Annotated in this window: 17 protein-coding genes; 14 read left to right on the forward strand and 3 right to left on the reverse strand. The window is 46.6% G+C overall.

All coding sequences use genetic code 11. The features are described 5' to 3' along the window. The first annotated feature begins 155 nt into the window (after positions 1-155). Together Q0668_RS19520 and Q0668_RS19525 are read left to right on the forward strand one after the other, a co-directional pair. Positions 156-1,424: a CCA tRNA nucleotidyltransferase gene (locus tag Q0668_RS19520; RefSeq protein ID WP_298867716.1), complete on the forward strand. Its 1,269-nt coding sequence runs from the start codon at positions 156-158 to the stop codon at positions 1,422-1,424. Between the two features lie 46 nt (positions 1,425-1,470). Beyond that, complete coding sequence (locus Q0668_RS19525; RefSeq protein WP_298867718.1) at positions 1,471-2,574, forward strand: Gfo/Idh/MocA family oxidoreductase; 1,104 nt, start codon at positions 1,471-1,473, stop codon at positions 2,572-2,574. 3 nt (positions 2,575-2,577) lie between these two features. Here Q0668_RS19525 and Q0668_RS19530 read toward each other — a convergent pair whose 3' ends face one another. Further along, positions 2,578-3,666, reverse strand: a complete 1,089-nt coding sequence (locus tag Q0668_RS19530; protein WP_298867720.1) for a DUF6268 family outer membrane beta-barrel protein — start codon at positions 3,664-3,666, stop codon at positions 2,578-2,580. A gap of 314 nt (positions 3,667-3,980) precedes the next feature. On the opposite strand from Q0668_RS19530, the gene Q0668_RS19535 reads away from it, so the two are divergent. After that, a complete protein-coding gene (locus tag Q0668_RS19535) occupies positions 3,981-4,151 on the forward strand; it encodes a DUF6800 family protein (protein ID WP_298867721.1) in 171 nt (56 codons plus the stop codon). Positions 4,152-4,364: 213 nt separating this feature from the next. Here Q0668_RS19535 and clpB read toward each other — a convergent pair whose 3' ends face one another. Further along, on the reverse strand, positions 4,365-6,980 hold the full coding sequence (gene clpB, locus Q0668_RS19540; protein ID WP_366918966.1) for an ATP-dependent chaperone ClpB: 2,616 nt from the start codon (positions 6,978-6,980) through the stop codon (positions 4,365-4,367). A 266-nt stretch (positions 6,981-7,246) separates the two neighbouring features. Then, positions 7,247-9,160: a molecular chaperone DnaK gene (gene dnaK / locus Q0668_RS19545; RefSeq protein WP_298867725.1), complete on the reverse strand. Its 1,914-nt coding sequence runs from the start codon at positions 9,158-9,160 to the stop codon at positions 7,247-7,249. A gap of 694 nt (positions 9,161-9,854) precedes the next feature. Here dnaK and pheA point away from each other — a divergent pair. From pheA to Q0668_RS19600, 11 genes are all read left to right on the forward strand, one after another. Then, positions 9,855-11,036, forward strand: a complete 1,182-nt coding sequence (gene pheA / locus Q0668_RS19550; protein WP_298867727.1) for a prephenate dehydratase — start codon at positions 9,855-9,857, stop codon at positions 11,034-11,036. Between the two features lie 279 nt (positions 11,037-11,315). Continuing rightward, the gene (gene tpiA / locus Q0668_RS19555; RefSeq protein ID WP_298867730.1) at positions 11,316-12,089 is read left to right on the forward strand and encodes a triose-phosphate isomerase; all 774 of its coding nucleotides are present in this window, start codon (positions 11,316-11,318) and stop codon (positions 12,087-12,089) included. 189 nt (positions 12,090-12,278) lie between these two features. Further along, positions 12,279-12,854: a preprotein translocase subunit SecG gene (gene secG / locus Q0668_RS19560; protein ID WP_298867732.1), complete on the forward strand. Its 576-nt coding sequence runs from the start codon at positions 12,279-12,281 to the stop codon at positions 12,852-12,854. Positions 12,855-12,936: 82 nt separating this feature from the next. Then, on the forward strand, positions 12,937-13,821 hold the full coding sequence (locus tag Q0668_RS19565) for a YicC/YloC family endoribonuclease (protein WP_298867734.1): 885 nt from the start codon (positions 12,937-12,939) through the stop codon (positions 13,819-13,821). 67 nt (positions 13,822-13,888) lie between these two features. Continuing rightward, the gene (gmk, locus tag Q0668_RS19570; RefSeq protein ID WP_298867736.1) at positions 13,889-14,503 is read left to right on the forward strand and encodes a guanylate kinase; all 615 of its coding nucleotides are present in this window, start codon (positions 13,889-13,891) and stop codon (positions 14,501-14,503) included. Continuing rightward, on the forward strand, positions 14,487-14,765 hold the full coding sequence (locus Q0668_RS19575; RefSeq protein WP_298867738.1) for a DNA-directed RNA polymerase subunit omega: 279 nt from the start codon (positions 14,487-14,489) through the stop codon (positions 14,763-14,765). Before gmk ends, Q0668_RS19575 begins: the two co-directional genes overlap by 17 nt. Positions 14,766-14,802: 37 nt before the next feature. Continuing rightward, on the forward strand, positions 14,803-15,342 hold the full coding sequence (gene coaBC, locus Q0668_RS19580) for a bifunctional phosphopantothenoylcysteine decarboxylase/phosphopantothenate--cysteine ligase CoaBC (protein ID WP_298867740.1): 540 nt from the start codon (positions 14,803-14,805) through the stop codon (positions 15,340-15,342). 43 nt (positions 15,343-15,385) lie between these two features. Then, positions 15,386-16,012: a phosphopantothenoylcysteine decarboxylase gene (locus Q0668_RS19585; protein ID WP_298867741.1), complete on the forward strand. Its 627-nt coding sequence runs from the start codon at positions 15,386-15,388 to the stop codon at positions 16,010-16,012. A 491-nt stretch (positions 16,013-16,503) separates the two neighbouring features. Beyond that, positions 16,504-18,786: a DNA translocase FtsK gene (locus Q0668_RS19590; protein ID WP_298867744.1), complete on the forward strand. Its 2,283-nt coding sequence runs from the start codon at positions 16,504-16,506 to the stop codon at positions 18,784-18,786. A gap of 411 nt (positions 18,787-19,197) precedes the next feature. Further along, positions 19,198-20,772, forward strand: a complete 1,575-nt coding sequence (gene cimA / locus Q0668_RS19595) for a citramalate synthase (protein WP_298867746.1) — start codon at positions 19,198-19,200, stop codon at positions 20,770-20,772. 158 nt (positions 20,773-20,930) lie between these two features. Further along, positions 20,931-21,451, forward strand: a 521-nt coding sequence (locus Q0668_RS19600) for a class I tRNA ligase family protein (RefSeq protein ID WP_298867748.1), incomplete at its 3' end; no start/stop codon positions are given.

Below are 21,451 nucleotides of genomic sequence, written 5' to 3' on the forward strand. Positions count from 1 at the left end.
GTCCTGAAGAACCCACCTTCGAGACGAAATTGAATGAGGAACTCCACATTATCGTCCAAAAATTAACGAACATAAGTCGATAACTGACCAGAACTTGCTATGATTACAAGTCGACAGCAATCAGATCTCATTTTTTTACAGACACCCCAACACTCATGAAGCACACAGAAGCATATCACACCGCGGTCAAAGTGGTCCAAAAACTACGTGACGCCGGATTCCAGGCTCTCTGGGCGGGTGGTTGTGTACGTGATCTGTTACTGAAAAAAGAGCCTCAGGACTACGATATCGCAACCAATGCGCTACCGGATCAAGTCCGCGACCTGTTTGGAAAACGACAGACTTTAGCAGTGGGAGCCAGCTTTGGCGTCATCATTGTACGAGGCACACAGCCGGACTTTGATGTCGAAGTCGCCACATTTCGCAGTGAAGGCCCTTATCTCGATGGACGTCGTCCCGAAAATGTGACGTTCACGACAGCAGAAGAAGACGCTCACCGTAGAGACTTTACCATCAATGGCATGTTTTATGATCCAGTAACAGAATCGATCCATGATTTTGTGAATGGACAATCCGATCTGAGACAACAAATCATTCGAGCCATTGGCAACCCCCTGGAACGTATGCAGGAAGACAAACTTCGGCTCCTACGTGCCATACGCTTTGCCTCCACACTCCGATTTCGACTGGATGAAGTCACATTTGAAGCCATTCAAACGATGGCAAGTGAAATCTGTGTAGTAAGTCCTGAACGAATCGCCGTCGAATTACGAAAAATGCTGATACATCCAAACCGCAGCCATGCCATTGAGCTGGTTCAGAGTTCTGGTTTATTAAATTCAATCATCCCTGAATTGGCTTTTTTATGGGAAGAGCAGGAACAAAAGTCGCTCTGGGAACTCACACTACTTCGCCTGGAAAAACTGAGTTCAAACAACTTTGAGACCGCATTTGCTACACTATTACTTGACTTGCCAGCAAAAAAACCAGCCGATCAGCTCGACAAGATTCATCAAATTTGTAAACGACTTCGCTTTTCGAACCATGATCTGGACTTGATTTATTGGTTGGTTCAGCACAGAGAGAGTCTCACAACTGCCTCAACATTAAAACTTTCTCAACTCAAACGACTGCTTTCACACAAAAACTGCCCTTTTTTGTTTGAGTTGATTCAAGCGGATCTGATTTCTCAACAACGAACTTTGGACGAGCTTGAATTTTCTCGCCAGTATCGAGATCATACTCCCACAGAGATTTTGAACCCTCCTCCGCTCATCACGGGAAATGACCTGATCGCTTTTGGCATTAAATCGGGCCCGGAATTCAAAGAACTGCTCACACAGATTCGGGATGCGCAATTGGAGGGATTGATCAATACCCGGGAAGAAGCGCTCACACTTCTCGCCAGCTTGCATCAAAAATAACTTATCAATCCAACAATATTCAGTAGTCACGCACGAAGGATCATACATGACAGGTTCAGTTCGTATTGGAATCATCGGTGCCGGTGCCGTTTCCGATTATCATCATGTCCCAGGCATTAACATCGATCCGCGCGCGGAACTGGTCTCCATCTGCGACCCCAATTCAGAATTACTGGCACAACGTCAGGCCGATTGGGGAAAAACCAAAGTCACCACCAGATATGAAGAAATTGCCAGTGACCCAGAGATCGATGCTGTCATAATCGCCACTCCCAACTTTACGCATCATGAAATCGCGCTGGCCTGCATTCGTGGCGGAAAACATGTCATGTGCGAAAAGCCGTTGGGGTTGAACTATACTGAATCTGCGGAAATGTATCGCGCAGCCCGCGATGCCAACTTGCGGCATATGACAGCCTTCACTTATCGTTTCGCTCCTTCCATGCGGTATGTAAAACACCTTGTGGAGTCAGGCGCGCTGGGAGCACCTCGCCACTTCCGCAGTCAACGGTTTCTCGACTGGCCTGAATCCAGCTGGGGCTGGCGACAAAGCAAAAAACTGGCGGGTGCCGGCGACCTGTTTGATATGACGATTCATCGCATCGACTTCGCCCAGGACTTACTCGGCCCCATCAAAAGCATCTGCGGCGCCGTGGCCCAGTTCGTTCCCCGGGATCAAACTGCCGACGGTTTGCCCTGTGAACCATCGGAAGTGGATGACTGGTCTTCACTCATCGGACAATTTGAAAATGGTGCCGTCGGTGTCTGGGAAGGTTCTACATTGATGAAAGGTTATCACAATGATGGGTTTGGCTATGAATGGGCGGAAGTCAATGGCTCCGAAGGTTCCGCCGCTTACCAACTGACTGATCCCAATCATATCCTGATCGGAAAACCAGGACAGACAATGGAAAAACTTCCAGTTCCGGAAGAATATCTGGTCATCGAGGGCAGTCCGCGACAGCCTCACGAAGGTGTTCCGAGTACTGTCTTTCGTTATGATCTTGTCTACGAATTTGTTTCAGCGATCGTAGAGGAACGGGATGCCATTCCAGGCTTCGATCATGGTGCTTTAGCCCAACTCGTTGCCGACTCGGTTCTCGAATCGTTTGAGAAACGGACCTGGATCGATATCCAATCTGACCTGTAATCCTCAGAATGTCAGTTGATAACGAACCATACCGGTGGGAGAAATATCGTAATCGCCAACTTGTGATTTGTATTCCAGCTTGCGATTGAATACATAGCCAATTTCAAACTGGCTGATCATGCCATTGGTATGCTTGGTTTCTAAACCACCAATCAATCGCAGATCACTGTAAGTGGCAACATCGTCAACCCCCGCTGCACCGCGCCGAATTCCCCAGGAACCTCCACCAAATTCGCCAGCGGCATACAGCCAGCGTTCTTTTGATTCATCTTTTTCAATGCGATAAGTAAACTTGGGTTTCGGAAAAATCAGTTCCAGACGAGATCCCTCACTAAACCACATAATCATACCCGCAGCGGGAAGCAAACTTAGATCTTCACGATCCAGATAAACGACTCCCACTACAAATTGCTTGGATTGCGAATGCATATAGTAAGCGAGCCCTCGTCCCGTAATGCGCAAAGAGTCAGAGGTCACATTTTTAAAATCGCTGTAAACTCCCGGTGCGACTTCCAGTTCATATGACCATTTCTCATTGAATTTTTTAAACCAGCGAAAAGCAACTGAAGTATCATAAACACGCGCCGGCAAGTCAGTACGTACGGGACCATCCAGATAATGTACACCGAACCGGGGAGTGACCGTAAAGCCCTCGGAACGGGGAAAATCCAAAGTTTCCGATAAATTCAAACTGAATATCCCTAATTCATCACCATTACCAGGCAACCATGTAGTACCTGCCGTCGCACGTTTATGCGCAATCAATGGTACAAACGTTTCAACTTCTTCACCATCTTCGGGTAACTCACTCCAGGACTGATCTTCCTCCAGCAATTGAGGAGGAATCCCCAGAGCATCCCGGGCCTCAGCGTCTAAAACATCGGGAACTTGCGGCGATTGACCCACTAGTTCGATCTCTTGATCGCGAGGCATAAAAATTGTGCGATGACGTACTGCCGGAGAATTAGATAACGCTTCGGTATTATGCAATGCAGGCAGACCCTGAGCAAAAGCCATTTTTCCCACGACATCTCCCAGGAGAAAACCCAGCGCAATCATCAGAAAAACAGCCAGGCGAGACTGAAATAACATAACAGATTTTTTCCAAATCGATGTGGAGTGACTGCAAAACACTATGTAAATCTCCCCATTCCGGGCAAGATTTCTGAAAAGTGAGAGTGAGGATCAACAAAAAAAGAGATGAAAGAGAGGGGAATTGAGTGAAATACCAAGGAATCAAGATGGGGTCAACCCGAATTCAAAAATGGATCTTCTCTCGAAATCTCTGTCAAAATGCCTTGCTTTGATCGTTGCCCCTTACCACAAGAGATGTTAGAATCGGTTACTTGAATCGAAATATATACATTCGAACACAATGTTTTCACCTAATCAGGAATATTTGAGAAATGGGACGTGTTGAAAAAGGACGTGAGCTCGCTTCACGTCGAATCCGGAAACACAAACTGAAACAACTCCGCGCGAAATTTGCAAAAGCAAAAGACGAGTCTGAGAAAGAAGCGATCAAAGAAAAAGTTCGCAAAATCAGCCCTTTTGTTGTTTTGGAAGAATCCGCCTGAAAAAGTTTCTCGCAGAAGTTATAAAAAAATGACGCTCACTTTTTAAAAGTCAGCGTCGTTTTTTCATGCGCAAAAGTAATAGACCAAAATATGGCAGTCAGTCAATCGGCTGTCATATCGCACAATCCAGAATGAATTGATTGGACCAGCACCGCTTCTGACAGGCACGTCCAAAGCAGTGTGCCTTTAAAATACACAAACATCTATTTACTGTTACTTTTCTGAAAACAGAAACAATCCTTCGTGAGCGTCCACAATAATTGTAGCCCCTTCCGAAAAGTCTCCTGAAAGTAACTTGTTCGCCAATTGATTCTGAAGATTCTGCTGAATCGCTCGCTTTAATGGACGCGCTCCATAGGAAGGATCATAGCCTTCTTCAGCTAACTGATCCTTGGCAGCATTTGAGACGTCCAATGTAAACCCATTGTCTTCCAGCAATGCAGACAGATTCTTCAACTGCAAATCGACAATCTGGCGTATTTCATCCCGTCCCAGCGGATGGAAAACGATGACTTCATCTATCCGGTTTAGAAACTCGGGCAAAAATTCATGCTGAAGTGCATCCATCACACGATTTTGAATGAGCTGCTCATCTTCCTTACCAGACAAATCCATAATGGTCTGACTCCCGATATTGGAAGTCATCACAATAATGGTATTTGAAAAATCTACCGTTCGACCATGACTGTCAGTCAGACGCCCATCATCAAGCAGTTGCAATAAAATATTGAACACATCACGGTGTGCTTTCTCTACTTCGTCCAATAGAACAACCGAGTATGGCTGACGCCGCACTGCTTCCGTCAATCGCCCCCCCTCTTCATAACCGATGTATCCCGGGGGCGCACCAATCAATCGTGATACAGAATGCTTCTCCATGAATTCACTCATATCAATGCGAATCATATTACGTTCGTCATCAAACAGAAAACCTGCAAGTGCCTTACATAACTCCGTTTTCCCGACACCCGTAGGTCCCAGAAACATAAATGAACCAATCGGGCGACTTTGGTCTTGTAAACCAGAGCGAGAACGGCGAACGGCATTCGATACCGCTTCGACTGCTTCATTTTGATTGATCATCCGTTGATGAATCTCATCCTCCATCCGCAACAGTTTTTCTCGTTCACCTTGCAACATTTTCGAAATGGGAATCCCGGTCCACATGCTGATCACCTTCGCGATATCTTCCGGCGTCACTTCTTCGCGTAATAAACGCTCACCCGTGTCATCACCCAATTCTGTCACTCGTTGTTCCATTTCGGACAGACGCTGACGAGCAGCATTCAATTCCTGCTCTGAATTATAAGCTGTGGAATAATCTTCGTTCGCATTCGTTTGCTGAGCCCGGTGAAAGGCCTGCTCATATGCAGTATTCAACCGGTCGATCTCTTCCTTCAAAGGTTGCAGACCTGCCAGCGCCTCCTTTTCCGTTTCCCAACGAGTTTTTAAAGCATTGACGCTCTCTTCTCGGTCAGCGATCTGTTTTCGTAACTCTTCCAGCCGCTCCTGACTCTCTGCCGTTGTTTCGGTTGCCAGCGCAGCCGCTTCGATCTGCATTCGCGTTAACTGACGCGTTGCCTCATCGATTTCCGAAGGCATCGAATCCATTTCCATCCGCAAATGACTGGCTGCTTCATCGACCAAATCAATGGCTTTATCGGGAAGAAAACGATCATTGATATAACGATCAGATAATGTCGCTGCATTAATAAGCGCATCATCCATGATTCGGACACCATGATGTGTTTCATAGCGTTCCTTTAAACCACGTAGAATGGAAATCGTATCCTCTACAGTAGGCTCCTGCACGACCACTGGTTGAAAACGCCTCTCCAACGCAGGGTCCTTCTCGATATATTTGCGATATTCATCGAGTGTCGTCGCTCCCACACAATGCAGCTCACCCCGAGCCAGAGCTGGCTTTAACAGGTTCGAAGCATCTGCTCCCCCTTCCGCAGCTCCTGCCCCGACAACCGTGTGTAATTCATCGATAAACAGTATAATCTGACCTTTGGCCTGCTCGATTTCTTTCAGAACCGCTTTCAGTCGATCTTCGAATTCACCACGATATTTGGTCCCAGCGATCAATGCCCCCAAATCTAATGCAATGACTCGTTTATTTTTCAGATTTTGTGGTACATCGCCCATCACAATTCGATGCGCAAGACCTTCCACTATCGCCGTCTTTCCGACTCCTGCTTCTCCGATTAACACCGGATTATTTTTTCGACGGCGGGAGAGAATTTGAATAACGCGACGGATTTCCTGGTCTCGACCAATAACCGGATCGATCTTGCCCTGACGCGCCAATTCCACCAGATCATTTCCGTACTGTTCCAGCGACTGATATTTCTCTTCCGGGTTTTGGTCAGTAACCTGTTGACCACCCCGCACTGCCTGCAATGCAGACAAGACATCATCCTCTTCAATGCCATTCAACTCCAGAAGTCGCTTTGACGGATCGTCCACTGTCGTAAAGGCTAACAACAGGTGTTCTGTTGAGACAAAACTATCCTGCATCTGGTCGGCACGATCCTGCGCAGCCTGCAGTACCTGAAGCATCGCCTGACCTATGCCGACCTGCATCGCTGCACCAGTAACTTTGGGCAAACGATTGATTTCGTCATCTACCATTTTCTGAATTTGTGGAAGATTGCAACCGATTTTTTGAATCAGTGGCTTCACCACCCCCTGCTCTTCATCTAACAGAGCCTTCAACAAATGCAGTGGTTTTATTTCCTGCTGGCCAAAATCCTCAGCCGTCTGCTGAGCACGCTGTACCGCTTCCTGTGCTTTGACTGTTAGTTTTTCAAATCGAAACGCCATCATACTCCTCCCATTCTATCTGTACGCTGCGCAGCAATTTAACAGCTCGGATGATCTTAAGAAATAACCAGCCAACGATCAAAAATAGTTACGCATCTATACTTGGTTATGTCACAGGCTCGGTGAGGTGGGTCGAAATGGTGCCTGCGAATTACGATGTGTGTTTAAAAAATTACCATCAAACTCGAAAAGTTTTCTGAACGCGGGTACCAGGGACTCAAGACAATTCTTGAGTCCCTCTTCCCTCAATCAGAATATGATTCATATCAGTCTTTTTTCTCAAATTCTGCATCAATGACATCTTCTTCTTCAGCTGCCGCAGCTCCGGCTCCACTCTCCGAAGCCGATTCCTCGCCACCTCCTGCAGCCTGAGCCTCTTTATACATCTGCTCGGTAAATGCATGAGTCGCCTGCTGCAGTTCTTCACAAGCAGTATTGATTGCAGCGACATCATCGGTTTCGATCGCATCACTTACTTTTTTCACTGATGCTTCTATTGCTGACTTGGAAGAGTCATCTATTTTCTCAGCATGCTCTTTCAACAGCTTTTCGACATCGTAAACAATGCGGGAACCATTATTCTTCGCTTCAGCCAGTTCCTTTTTCAGCTTGTCTTCATCTGCATGTGCTTCTGCCTGACGCTGCATGTCTTCAATCTCAGATTCAGATAAACCACTGGACTGTTCAATCTTGACCGATGTTTCCTTTCCGGTAGCAACATCCTTTGCCGAAACATTCAAAATCCCATTCACGTCGATATCAAATACCACTTTAATTTGCGGCGCTCCACGTGGTGCAGGTGGAATATCTTCCAGATTGAACTGACCTAACAAACGATTGTCAGTAGCCATCTGCCGCTCACCTTGGAACACTCGCACGGTCACTGCAGTTTGATTATCCGCCGCGGTTGAAAACACCTGATCCTTGGTAACGGGAATGGTTGTGTTGCGCTCAACCAGTTTGGTCATCACTCCCCCTTCGGTTTCAATGCCCAACGATAGCGGAGTGACGTCGAGCAACACAATATCTTGAACATCACCAGAGATAATTCCACCCTGAATCGCAGCACCTATGGAAACGACTTCATCAGGATTGACCCCTTTATGAGGCTCTTTATCGAAGATTTTCTTCACAAAATCGTGAACGAGGGGCACACGAGTCGATCCACCGACAAGCACGACCTCATCAATCTGGCTGGCATCAAGTCCGGCATCTTTCATTGCCTGCTCAACTGGCTTTCGACAACGTTCCACCAGCGGGTCAATCAATTTCTCGAATTCTGCGCGAGTAATTGGCATCTGCAAGTGTTTTGCACCCGTACTGTCTGCAGTGATGAACGGTAAATTGATATCGGTTGCTTGAGAAGAAGACAATTCTTTCTTGGCTTTTTCTGCGGCTTCACGCAATCGCTGTAATGCCATTGCATCATCCCGCAGATCAATCCCCTGCTCTTTCTTAAAAGAGTCAGCAATGTGATTGATCAGTTCTTCATCGAAATCATCACCACCCAGGTGACCATCACCATTCGTGCTCAACGTTTCAATAATTTCGTCTCCCACTTCCAGAACGGATACATCAAATGTACCGCCCCCGAAGTCAAAGACCACAATCTTTTCGTCGTTCTTTTTCTCTAAACCGTATGACAACGCAGCAGCCGTCGGCTCATTGATGATACGCGATACTTCCAGACCCGCAATCTGTCCGGCATCTTTAGTCGCCTGTCTCTGAGCATCATTGAAGTAAGCGGGAACTGTCACCACTGCTTTATTGACTTTGTGCCCCAGATAACTTTCGGCGGCTTCTTTCAGCTTTCGTAAGATCGAAGCAGAAATTTCTGGTGGAGTATAGGTTTTGGAACCTGCTTCAATTTTGACATAATCTTCCGGACCACCGATAATTTTATAAGGTACAATTTTTTCTTCGCTCTGCACCTCATTATGTCGACGTCCCATAAATCGCTTTACTGAATAAACCGTATTCTTGGGATTCGTCACAGCCTGACGCTTTGCCGGCTCTCCTACCAGCGTCTCGCCTTTATCTGTGAAAGCGACCACACTCGGGGTAATCCGGTTTCCCTCCAGGTTGGGAATCACTTTGGCCTCCCCACCTTCCATTATGGAAACCACTGAGTTTGTGGTTCCTAAATCAATTCCAATGATCTTTTCACCTTGAGATGACATTCCTGTTTCTCCTCTTTTTTATTCTTGATTCAGATGTGTACAAAAGACGGATTCAAGACGAATCTCACAGCCTGGTACACCACTCATGTTCTATGTTTCAGATCTAATGAAGCCAGTTCATTTTTCAAAACCGGATTGCCGTATCTCAATTTAGCAATGAGTGTGCCAAGCAGCAGCCTGAAGCCAATATTGACCCATAAATTATTTATATACAATGACTTATAATTTAGAAGACTTTATGCCTTCGAAATAGCTAACCATAAAAACTGCCATATTGGCATCAACCTTAATCAGGACTGTCTGTACAACAAAATGACATATTGGCAGTTTGCAACGTGCTTCTATCAGAATAAAGTCTAAACGATTCACAGCAAAGGCTCAACCGCTTGACAGTCCCTAAATCCGGCGGTACAAACTAGAACAATTGAAGACGGAGCTGTTATTTTAAAAGTCTTTGGAAGCATCCTCAGACTTTTACCACGCAAGACAACTATAACTCATTACCCTGTAATGTTTTATGAAATATATCAGTAGTAAAAATCGGGAGAAATCCCCAACTGATTATGCTTAAGGGATTGTAATCCAATTGTGAAACTGGCAGTAATCAATGCAGCACAACCAGGGAGGGTGTGTAATCTGTCTACCGTTCATTTTCTGAGAGACAGAAACGAGACTCGCATCCTGAAAGATTCCGATGGCCAAGAAAAAAGCGGTTAATAAACGCACTTCAGCAAGCACCTCGAAGTCGCCAGCCAAAAAAACAGTCGCAGACAAGAAACCAGTCGTCCGAAAAAGCAGCAAAAGCAACCCTGCCTCGCTTCAGTCTGAACTAAAGAAACTTGACCGCGAAATTGTAAAAATGGTCAATAAACGCTGTGCAATGACCGTCAAGCAGATTAAATCGGATCCCGAACCGCGCAAAGCAATGTTCGACCCGAAATCAGACGAAGAACTAAGAGAAAACATAGAAAAAATCAACGCATCTGGCACCATGACCAACAATGCGATTCGAGGGGTATTCAGACAGATTCTGAGTTCTGCCCGTCGACAGATTCACCCCCAACGTGTTGCCTATCTCGGACCAGCATATAGTTACACACATCTGGCTGCCCTCGAACGATTTGGGGATCAGGCAGATATGGTCCCTGTTAACACCATTGGATCCGTCTTCGAAGAAGTGAATCGAGGTAATACGGAATTTGGTGTCGTCCCGATCGAAAACAGTACCGATGGACGCGTCGTAGATACACTCGATATGTTTACCAGACTTCCACTCCGAATTTGTGGTGAAGTCCTTATCGCCGTCCATCATAATCTGCTCGCACGCTGTGAACGGAGTGAAATCACTGAAATCTACAGTAAACCGCAGGCGCTCTCCCAGTGTCGTGAATGGCTCTCACGAAATATGCCACAGGCACACTTACATGAAGTCACCAGTACTTCAACGGCAGCGCAATTAGCGGCGACAAAACCAGGCGCAGCAGCGGTCGCCAGCCATCAGGCTTCGGTTGAATATGATTTGCAAATTATTGTGGAAGGCATTGAAGATAACGTCAATAACGTGACTCGCTTTGCCGTTATTGGAGAAGAAGTCTGTGATCCAACGGGCTCAGATCGTACTGCCATTTTAGTACAAATTAAACATTCCGCTGGATCACTGGCAGATACACTGCAAATCTTCAAGAAAAACAAAGTGAATCTGACCTGGATTGAATCGTTCCCCTTAAGAGGCGACGAACCAGGTTACCTCTTTTTTATTGACTTCGAGGGACATATTCAGGAACCCCAAATCAAACGCACCATCAGCGAACTGGAAAAACGAGTCGTTCGACTGGAGGCAATGGGCTCCTATCCTCGTAGTGGTATCATGGAATAATCGCTCAAGAGAAATTCGAGTAACCCCTTGCTGTTCACCACATCTGCTTCAGAATCAAGTGAAAAAGGGCTGGATCTCAGGTTTTTCAAGTGGAATCCTTGAATCATAGGCTCCGACTCAATAACTTACCTGTCACGCAATGGCTTCTCTGAGTCAACTCCGATCCATAATTCCAGGCCCTGACAACACGGATCGTTTTTTGCTCACTTTTCTCACCGGAAGCGAAAGCGATGTCGAAACACTTTCAATATTTCACACTCATTAATCACAGGATGAATTATGCGTCGCTTTCTTGTAGCTGGTAACTGGAAAATGAACACGACCAGAGAGTCTGGTTCGCAATTGACTCAGGCGTTAGTAAAAGAAGTTCCCACTGAGAATCAGGCGGTCGAAATTCTGGTTTGTCCTCCTTTTCCTTACCTGACCACGATTGGCGAAATTGTCAACGCATCAGGAATCGGTGTCGGAGCCCAAAACTGCTATCACGAAAAACCAGGGGCCTTTACAGGCGAAACCGCGACAGAAATGTTATCCGACATCGGTTGTCGTTCCGTTCTCTTAGGCCACAGCGAACGCCGACATATTCTTAAGGAAACCGATTCCGACATCAATCTCAAAGTCAAAAAGGCGCTTGCTTCCGGACTGCAGGTCGTTCTATGTGTAGGAGAACTTCAGAGCGAACGCGAATCCGAACAGACTGAAACGGTCCTCAATACGCAAATGACAGGCGGTCTGGATGGAATTGATGCCTCAGCCTTTGATCAGATTGTGATTGCCTACGAACCAGTCTGGGCAATTGGAACAGGCTTGACTGCCAGCCCCGATCAGGCCGAATCAGCACACCAATACCTGCGAAACTGGCTGAAAGAGCACTATTCATCAGAGATCGCTGATGCGACCCGGATTCTCTATGGAGGTAGCGTGAAACCAGATAATGCCAGAGAGCTGCTCTCTCAGGAAAATGTGGATGGTGCACTAGTCGGAGGAGCCAGCCTCAAGCCTGAACAATTTATCCCCATTATTCAGGCCGCCATTGAATTATCGGCCAGTTAATGGAAAGCCGCTATTTTATCTCGATTCGTCTACACTCGGATACCAGAATCGATTTACAGATCGTATCTGACTACGATATGATGCAGCGGTTCAAATTCCAAAGGTGCGTTTTTTCTCCGCGTGGAATCTCGTTCACTAACTTTTTTCAATTAATAGCAACGGCTCATCACAGCTAACCAGGATAACATAATGATTCTTGCAAATTTTGTGGATACCATCACGGATCCTGCCACCTTATTAATGACCCTGTTGATGTTCTTTGGAGTTCTACTGATCATCATCATCCTCCTGCAAAAAGGTCGTGGTGGTGGATTGGCAGGTGCCTTCGGCGGCTCTGGCGGGCAAAGTGCTCTCGGAACAAAAGCCGGTGACGTCTTTACCAAGATCACAATTGTCATGGCGGTCATCTGGGTAATCCTGGCCGGGATTTCGGGAATCACAACCAGAGCCAGTTCAGGCAAATACGGGGGCGGCTCTGAAGCAGTCTCAAAAGAACCTACTGTCACAAATCCAGAGGAAAAACCAGACACGGATCCACCCGTTAAAGAAGACAGCACGCCGTTTAAAAATATCGAAGAGAAAAAAGAGGCACCAGTAGCACCAGCGAAAAAAGCTGACGAAAAACCAGAGGCAGCCAATAAGAAAACAGAACCTGCCAAACCAGACGATGCTGACAAGCCTGCAGAGAAAAAACCGGAAGCTCCTCCTGCAAAATCGGATACAACTAAGCCTGACACAACCAAGTCAGAATCAAAACCGAAATAGTCGGCATGCTTTGACATAAATGAAACCAAGAGACTGTTCTCTTAACATCCATCGATTCCTGTAATTCAGAAAAGAGTGTGTTGTGCTTCTAGGCATGACTGGTTTTGGAAGTTCGACTGCAGAAGATGACCGCTTATCCGTTCACGCTGAAATTCGAACCGTCAATAACCGTTATTTAAAAATATCGTCCCGTTATCCGGAACTCTACGCAAAACTTGGCAGCCAGATTGATAAGTTATTGCGGAGTTCGATTACGCGCGGAACCGTCAATCTTACTCTCAGAATTGACAATCTCGACCGCACGAGCGACTACCTGCTGGATGAAGAAGTGGCACAACAGTATTGGTCTCAGTTAAAACACCTGACGGAAGTCTGCCACCTCCCACTGCCCGATAACCTGAACAGCCTGCTGGCACTGCCTGGAATTGTGATTGACAACTACTCCCGATCGCATACTCCGGAAGCCGACTGGCCACTGATCGAACAGGCCATTCAAGGAGCACTCACGGAGTTAACCGAATTTCGAATCAAAGAAGGCGAATCTGCGCAAGCCGATCTTATTGCCAGTAATCAGAAAATATGCGATCAACTGGAAGTGGTGAAAGAGAAAGCTCCACGGGTCGTCACCAGCTATCGTGATCGTCTGCACCAGAGGCTCACTGATCTTTTAAAGGACCAGGAAGTTGACTTTGATTCAGAAAGCCTGATACGTGAAGTCAGTCTGTTTGCGGATCGTTGTGATATCAATGAAGAAATCAGTCGACTGCAATGCCATCTGGAACAATTCGATACCATCATTAAAGGCGATACCTCCCAGGGTAAAAAACTGGAGTTTCTGGTTCAGGAAATGTTTCGGGAAATCAATACCATTGGCTCCAAAGCCAACGATGTTGAGATATCACACGCAGTCATCGAAATGAAACTGGCTGTCGAAAAAATCAGAGAAAACGTTCAGAACGTTGAATAATATAAATCATTGTCCACAAACAGTTAAATACCAGGACGACACTGCGATCCCTCTGGAATTTTGTAACGTGCCAAATCCCCATCAAAACACACAACTGGAAACACCCATCATTGTTCTCTCGGGACCAACTGCCAGTGGTAAAACAACAATTGTGAAACGTCTACTGGAGGATTCGCCGGTTAAACTGATTAAAGCAATCTCAGCCACAACCCGCCCCAGGCGGAAAGGCGAGGTGGATGGCCAGGATTACTATTTCCTGACAGATACAGAATTTGAAGAACGGCAAAAAAATAACGAATTACTAGAGTGCGAACAGGTCCACGGTTTAGGATACTGGTATGGAACGTTAAAATCCGAGGTAGATCGGGCTGCCCGGGAAGGTGGCTGGCCTTTTCTGGAAATTGACGTTCAGGGTACGTTAAAACTGAAAGAACAATTCCCACAGGCCATCACGCTGTTTGTAAGAACATCCTCCGATGAAGAATATGAAAAACGAATTCGGAGCCGCGGAACAGAATCGGAAGAAATTATCGAAAAACGGTTAGCCACAATTCGCAAAGAATTGGAGCAAGCCAAACATTATAGCCATGTCATTATTAATGATGAATTGGATCGGGCTGTTTCTGAAATTGGCACCATCCTGAAACAACGGGAGCAAGAAATCAATGCTGGAAGAATTTAAAGAAGAAGAGATCGTTAACAAAGTTGGCGGTCGTTTCAAATTGTCTTCACTCATCCAAAAGCGCATCGTCGCTCTGAATCGGGGGGCCAGACCGCTGGTTGAATTGCAAACCAAAAACCATCTCGAGATTGTGGTCAAAGAAATCATGGAAGACAAAATCTATCTGGACCAGTCGGGCGAAGTGGCAATTATCGAAGAAGCCAAACCGCTGGATGGGATAGAGTACGATGACAAAGGTCCCTCATTAGAAGATATGATTTAACTCATACACCAAATCCATTTGCACCGGAAATCAACTCATGCAAGGGCGTGAAATCCTATTAGGTGTCTCTGGAGGGATCGCTGCATACAAAACGGCTGACCTCACCAGTAAACTGGTCCAGCAAGGGGCAGCCGTCAGCGTCGTCATGACTCAGGCGGCTCAGAAATTTATAGGTGCAACCACTTTTGAAGCACTCACAGGCCGACCTGTCTATCAAGGCGTTTTTTCGCCTCAGGAACATTTCCAGGGAGAACACATCGGCCTGGCCCGGAGGGCTGAACTTTTTGTAATCGCACCGGCAACAGCAAATGTCATCGCACAAATGGCGCATGGCTTCGCACAGGACCTGCTCTCCACACTCACATTGACCTGCACCGCTCCGATTCTCATAGCCCCTGCAATGAACGCAGACATGTGGGCTAAACCCGCAGTACAACGAAATCTGGCGCAACTGAAAGAAGATGGCATTCAGATTGTAGAACCAGGAGAAGGCTGGTTAAGTTGTGGCATCACGGGCAAAGGCCGCATGGCAGAACCTGCGGAGATATTATCTCGAATGAAAGAAATACTGAGCTGATCAGAATTAGCTCGTCGCCACTCCCTTGACGTGAATAAAACGCATGCGAATTCTCATCACTGCCGGACCAACACGTGAATACCTGGATGATGTCCGCTACCTTTCCAACGCCAGCAGTGGTCAAATGGGATACGCCCTGGCACGCTCAGCAATTCAAGCAGGCCATGAAGTTGCTCTCGTTTCCGGACCAGTCACACTTCCTCCGCCTGAAGGATGTGAAGTGTTTCAGGTCGAAACAACCGATGAGATGTTCGCGCAAGCCGAGAAACTGTTCGCGGAATGTGATGGCGTTATCGGAACAGCAGCCGTCTGCGATTATCGCATCAAAACCCGCAAAGCAGGCAAAATCGCTAAAACCGGTGAAGCGATCACTTTGGAACTGGTTGAAACGATTGATGTTCTAGCCGAACTGGGAACACAAAAAGGAAACCGCTGGGTGATGGGTTTCGCACTCGAGTCGCAAGATGCCCGGTTTAATGCGGTTCGCAAACTATACAGTAAAAAATGCGACGCCATTGTCCTTAACGGTGTAAACGCCATCGGTTCCACAGAGAATTATGTCGAAGTCATCGACCAGACTCAGAAAACCGTCGCGACCTACTCTGGCGAAAAAACCCAGGTAGCAGATTCACTGATCGACTGGATTCAGGAGCATATCGCAGCAAAATAAAGCCAGCTCGAGTGAGACATCGATAACTCTCATCAGCGTCAGCTTGCGATAATGTCAACAAAGGTCACTTCCGGGATACCGGCTCAATTCATACTGTCAGCATAATCGGCCCTTAAAGCTTCTACTGATTTCACTAACCGGTCCAGCCTCCACCTCTGGTGCGGAAACACAACGCACTTTGTTGATTTTTTCCGACAGCCCTCAATTCATGTGCTAAGTTTGAATAGTTAAGGAAATCAATATCTAACTGAATCCATACTTTTGTTTGGTTCGCCTCAATACTCCCCCATTGAGGCAATAGTCGTGAAAATATTCCCGTCTGTTGATGTTCTTGGGTTTCATCTCAGACGGGAATAATTTTACTCCAACATAAGATCTGGATCACTCCAAAAAAAAGTGACCACTTTTTTGCGATCGTTTTGCGCGCAGATGATTCCCTTTTAAAATATAAATACGAACGACTCACAATTCACTATTACAGGTTGGCCCTGATGATAGACATTCAACGGTTCAAAACAGATATCATTGCGTTAGGATTGCTGGCAGTCACAGTCTTTCTTGGACTGAGCCTGTTTAGCTATGATCCCGCCGATCCTCCTGCGCAATTAGTGTATCCTGTCCGTGATGTCGCTCAAAACCTCTGTGGAACTTCGGGAGCCCACACCGCTCATCTCTTACGATCCGGATTTGGAGTTGGTGCCTGGGGCATCTTTCTAGCGTTGATCGTGATCGATATGCGTATGTTCTCACGCCAGCAAGCAGTCGGCGTCATCGTTGAACTCTTTGGATTGACCCTGATTCTGACCTCAATTTGCATTGCCACTCAAATGATGCTGGGAGCCAATGGTACCACTCCGTTAATCGGTAGTGGTGGCTATATTGGTGCGCTCGGCTTCTCTTTGCTGGAATCCAAATTTTCCGTTGCAGGTTCCATCATTCTACTGGTATCCATGTTCTTTGCAGGACTGTTACTAACAGCTGATACGCTTCCCGTTCGAATCTTTTTTTCCTGCCTCACATTTCCCTTCAGAGCCTTAGGCCGCGATTCTTCAGATGTTGAAGAAGAGGAAGAAGAATACGAAGAGGAAGAACAAGATCTAGTAGCAGAAGACGAAGAAAAGTTCGAAGAGGAAGAAGTCTCAGTACCAAAAGTTAAAAAAATCAAAAAACGCAAGCCCATTAAAGTCAATCCGCCTGCCGGCCTTCGTCTGGTACGACAATCAAAACCAATCGATCAAAAAAAAAACAGCTCCTATAAGCTGCCCGGCTTAGATCTTCTGGAAGAGGCCGAAGATTTTCCCTTTGAGCTTTTGGCAAAAAAAGCGGAAGAAGCAGCCGAGATTCTAGAAAGCACATTTGCTGACTTTGGTCTGGATATTCAAGTCTCCGAAATTGACACAGGGCCCGTGTTAACACTTTTCGAACTCAACTTGAAACCAGGTCTGCGTGTTGCCAAAGTCACAGCACTTGCCCACGATCTGGCTGTCGCATTACGCGTACCTTCCGTTCGAGTCGTGCCTTCGATTCCAGGAAAAAACACCGTCGGTGTCGAAGTTCCCAACGAGAAACAAGTCATGGTACGGTTGAAAGAACTAATTGAAGCCTGTTCTGATGAAGCAGAAAAATGTCGTATTCCGCTTTTCATGGGCAAAGATGTCAGCGGCCACCCTTTGACTGCCGACTTGTCCAAACTACCTCACTTATTAATTGCCGGTCGTACGGGAACAGGTAAAAGTGTCTGTCTGAATACTTTGATTCTCTCACTGTTGATGACACGTACTCCCAACGAAGTCAAAATGCTCATGATCGATCCGAAAATGGTTGAGTTGAGCGGTTACAAACGCATCCCTCATTTGATGCATCCCGTCATTACCGATATGAAAAAAGCCGAAGCCGTTTTAGCGTGGGCCGTCGACAAGATGGAAGAACGCTATGATCTCCTGGCACGTTGTGGCGCGCGTAATATTGAAAGCTTCAACAAACTCGGCAAAGACAAAGTACTCGATCTTGCAGGCATCGACCCGGAATCGGAAGAAGCCCTGAAAATGCCAGAAAAAATGCCTTCCATTGTGATCGTTGCTGATGAAATTGCAGATATGATGATGACCTCTGGTAAAGATGTGGAAGCACACATTATTCGCCTGGCTCAGAAATCACGGGCCGTCGGAATTCATCTGGTCCTTGCCACTCAAAAACCAACTGTTGACGTGATTACCGGACTGATCAAATCGAACTTGCCTGCCCGAATCTCATTCCAGGTTGCCAGTCGCGGCGATAGCCGAGTGGTGCTGGATGAAAACGGTGCCGATGCCCTGCTCGGCAACGGAGACATGCTCTACCTGGCCCCCGGAACCAGTAAACTGACTCGCGCTCAAGGTGCTTTTGTTAGTGACGAAGAAATCGAAAACGTGATCGACTTCTTTAGCGATATGGCTCCGGAATACAGCCCTGAACTGGCACAAATCACTGCTGCCAACGCCAAGAAAAATAACGGCGCTGATTCTGATCGCAAAGTAGACAGCCTGTATGATGAAGCAGTTGAAATTGTGATTCGCGAAGGTCGTGGCTCCGTTTCTCTCCTACAACGAGCCCTCGGTGTGGGCTACGGTCGCGGTGCCCGGCTCATTGATTACATGGCAGAAGATGGAATCGTCGGCGAATACAATGGCTCACAGGCACGTGAAGTCCTGTATACACTTGACGAGTGGGAAGCATCAAAACAAGGCGAACTTCAAGATGATTATGACGAAGAATACGAAGAAGAATTTGTCTAATTCACAATTCATCCCTGTTCTTTCGAGAACATCGCATTAAAAAAGAGATGAATTCAGGATTTCGTTTGACTACCTCAGCCCCTCTGCTTATGATCTTCACAAAGTAGAACGTGAAAATAAAGTACTTGCTCGAATTGAAGGTCTTCCAGTCTATCATGTCCGTTTCTTATACTGACTACGTCAGCAGCATTATTATTATTTGCAAAATCACAGGCTCGTCATGACTTGAGGATCATTACTAATTTAACAGTTTTTCAAAACCTCAGGTCACTCCCTGAGGTTTTTTTATTGCTTGCAACAGGACTCCTCAAGACAGGCTACAAGATCGCTTGAAAGCGTGAAGTCAAATTTCAGACAAAGAAACCAAACCAGCGATTCTTTAATTACAATAGAAAAAGAAAGCCCCTAACGATGGCCCGAATTCAGATGTATGACACTACTTTGCGGGATGGCAGCCAGGGAGAAGGTGTAAACTTCTCATTAGAAGACAAGCTGCAGATTACCACAAAGCTCGATGAAATGGGCTTCGATTACATTGAAGGCGGCTATCCCCTTTCCAATCCAAAAGATACCGAATACTTCCAACGCGTGGCGGAAATGGATTTGAAACATGCCAAAGTGACCGCCTTTGGTATGACTCGCCGCAAAGAGATTGCCGCGAAAGATGATGTCGGCATGCAGGCGCTTCGTGATTCAGAGGCACCCGTGGTCACCATCGTTGGAAAAACCTGGGATCTGCATGTGACAGAAGTCCTGCGCGTGTCGCTCGAAGAGAATCTGGCCATGATTGCCGATTCGGTTGCCTTTATCAAATCGTGCGGACGGGAAGTCATCTACGATGCCGAACACTTCTTTGATGGCTTTTGTGCCAATCCGGAATACGCCTTAAAAACCATCAAAGCAGCTGCCGATGCTGGCGCAGATCTCATCGTCCCCTGCGATACAAACGGTGGCAGCCTGCCTGAAATCATCACAAAATATCTGAATTTCGTTCAAAGTGAAATCATAACCCCGCTGGGTATTCACTGCCATAACGACTGCGACGTAGCCATTGCCAATTCATTAACAGCCGTGGAACAGGGTGTTGTACAAGTTCAAGGAACTATTAATGGAATCGGCGAACGTTGTGGAAATGCCGACCTGATCAGTGTGATTGCCAATCTGGTAACAAAGAAAGAAGAGTATTCCGTTCTGCTCGACAATCAGTTACATAAACTGACCGAGCTGTCACGCTATGTTTATGAACTGGCCAACATGAATTTTCGATCCAGCCAGCCTTTTGTTGGCACTAGTGCTTTTGCCCACAAAGGTGGCATGCATGTTCACGCCGTCAATCGTATCGCCAAAAGTTACGAACATATAGAACCGGAAGTTGTAGGCAATGAACGAAAAGTGCTCGTCAGCGAACTCTCAGGCCGTTCTAATATCGTTGCCAAAACAACAAAGTATAAACTCGATAATGACCCTCAACTTCTTACGAACATTCTGGAAAAAGTTCAGGACCTGGAAAACCTGGGTTATCAGTTTGAAGCAGCGGAAGCTTCCTTCGACCTGCTCGTAAAAAAAGTTGCAGGAACCTTCAAACCACATTTCGAAAAGATTCACTATCGTGTGAATGTGGAATCAGACAACTCACACGAACCGCTGACCGAAGCCACCATTAAATTGAAAGTGAATGGACAGGAGGAACATGTGGTCGGCGAAGGAGATGGTCCGGTGAATGCCCTGGATACGGCCCTTCGAAAAGCCCTCTGCCCTGCTTTCCCCGCACTCGGAAAAATGCACCTGGTCGATTACAAAGTACGCGTCATCAACTCCGCAGAAGGCACTGCTGCCCGTGTAAGGGTCGTAATTGAGAGCAAAGACGAACAGCATGTCTGGAGCAGTATCGGCGTCAGTGAAAATATCATCGAAGCAAGTTGGCTTGCACTGGTCGATAGTGTCGAATACAAACTCTACAAGGATGAAGGGACTTTTTTCGACTAGAATGAAGAAACCGTAACCGTCAACAATGCCCGCAACAGTCATTTTTGCTATATCTGAGTCTGATCAGCCAGTTCCCGCTGTCACAACATGCTCGATCTATTAGAAATTACTGTTGCTTCTCTATTCCTGGACTTTAAAACAAGACTCAACCGTATCCCATGACCGAATCGCTTGATAAACAATATAACCCTGCCAGTGCACAAAAGAAGTGGTATCCCTACTGGGAAGAGAAAGGCTATTTCCACGCCGAACCCAACCCGGAAAAAGAACAACACACCATTATGATCCCACTCCCCAACGTCACAGGGGCGCTGCATATGGGACACGCGTTGAATGGGACTCTGCAGGATCTGATCACACGTTGGCGACGCATGCAGGGATACGAAGCCCTCTGGATGCCCGGAACCGATCACGCGGGCATCGCAACCCAGGCGGTCGTCGAACGTCGCATGAAAGAAGAAGAAAATCTTACACGCCACGACATCGGCCGTGATGCCTTAGTGGAACGTATCTGGAACTGGAAAGAACAATACGAAAAACGGATCTTAAATCAATTACGAGAACTGGGCGCCAGTTGCGATTGGGAACGCACACGATTCACCCTCGATGAGATGTGCTCCAAAGCAGTCAGGCGGACATTTCTGAAACTATTTTCCGATGGTCTGATTTTTCGTGGGCA

Origin of the sequence: uncultured Gimesia sp. (assembly GCF_937910335.1) — a bacterium.
In the GTDB taxonomy this organism is placed as follows: Bacteria; Planctomycetota; Planctomycetia; order Planctomycetales; family Planctomycetaceae; genus Gimesia.

What these genes read in the sequence shown, in the direction of transcription:
- Q0668_RS19520 (WP_298867716.1), top strand. Translation starts at nt 156, where the DNA reads ATGAAGCACACAGAAGCATATCACACCGCGGTCAAAGTGGTCCAAAAA.
- Q0668_RS19525 (WP_298867718.1), top strand. Translation starts at nt 1,471, where the DNA reads ATGACAGGTTCAGTTCGTATTGGAATCATCGGTGCCGGTGCCGTTTCC.
- Q0668_RS19530 (WP_298867720.1), bottom strand. Translation starts at nt 3,666, where the DNA reads ATGTTATTTCAGTCTCGCCTGGCTGTTTTTCTGATGATTGCGCTGGGT.
- Q0668_RS19535 (WP_298867721.1), top strand. Translation starts at nt 3,981, where the DNA reads ATGGGACGTGTTGAAAAAGGACGTGAGCTCGCTTCACGTCGAATCCGG.
- clpB (WP_366918966.1), bottom strand. Translation starts at nt 6,980, where the DNA reads ATGGCGTTTCGATTTGAAAAACTAACAGTCAAAGCACAGGAAGCGGTA.
- dnaK (WP_298867725.1), bottom strand. Translation starts at nt 9,160, where the DNA reads ATGTCATCTCAAGGTGAAAAGATCATTGGAATTGATTTAGGAACCACA.
- pheA (WP_298867727.1), top strand. Translation starts at nt 9,855, where the DNA reads ATGGCCAAGAAAAAAGCGGTTAATAAACGCACTTCAGCAAGCACCTCG.
- tpiA (WP_298867730.1), top strand. Translation starts at nt 11,316, where the DNA reads ATGCGTCGCTTTCTTGTAGCTGGTAACTGGAAAATGAACACGACCAGA.
- secG (WP_298867732.1), top strand. Translation starts at nt 12,279, where the DNA reads ATGATTCTTGCAAATTTTGTGGATACCATCACGGATCCTGCCACCTTA.
- Q0668_RS19575 (WP_298867738.1), top strand. Translation starts at nt 14,487, where the DNA reads ATGCTGGAAGAATTTAAAGAAGAAGAGATCGTTAACAAAGTTGGCGGT.
- coaBC (WP_298867740.1), top strand. Translation starts at nt 14,803, where the DNA reads ATGCAAGGGCGTGAAATCCTATTAGGTGTCTCTGGAGGGATCGCTGCA.
- Q0668_RS19585 (WP_298867741.1), top strand. Translation starts at nt 15,386, where the DNA reads ATGCGAATTCTCATCACTGCCGGACCAACACGTGAATACCTGGATGAT.
- Q0668_RS19590 (WP_298867744.1), top strand. Translation starts at nt 16,504, where the DNA reads ATGATAGACATTCAACGGTTCAAAACAGATATCATTGCGTTAGGATTG.
- cimA (WP_298867746.1), top strand. Translation starts at nt 19,198, where the DNA reads ATGGCCCGAATTCAGATGTATGACACTACTTTGCGGGATGGCAGCCAG.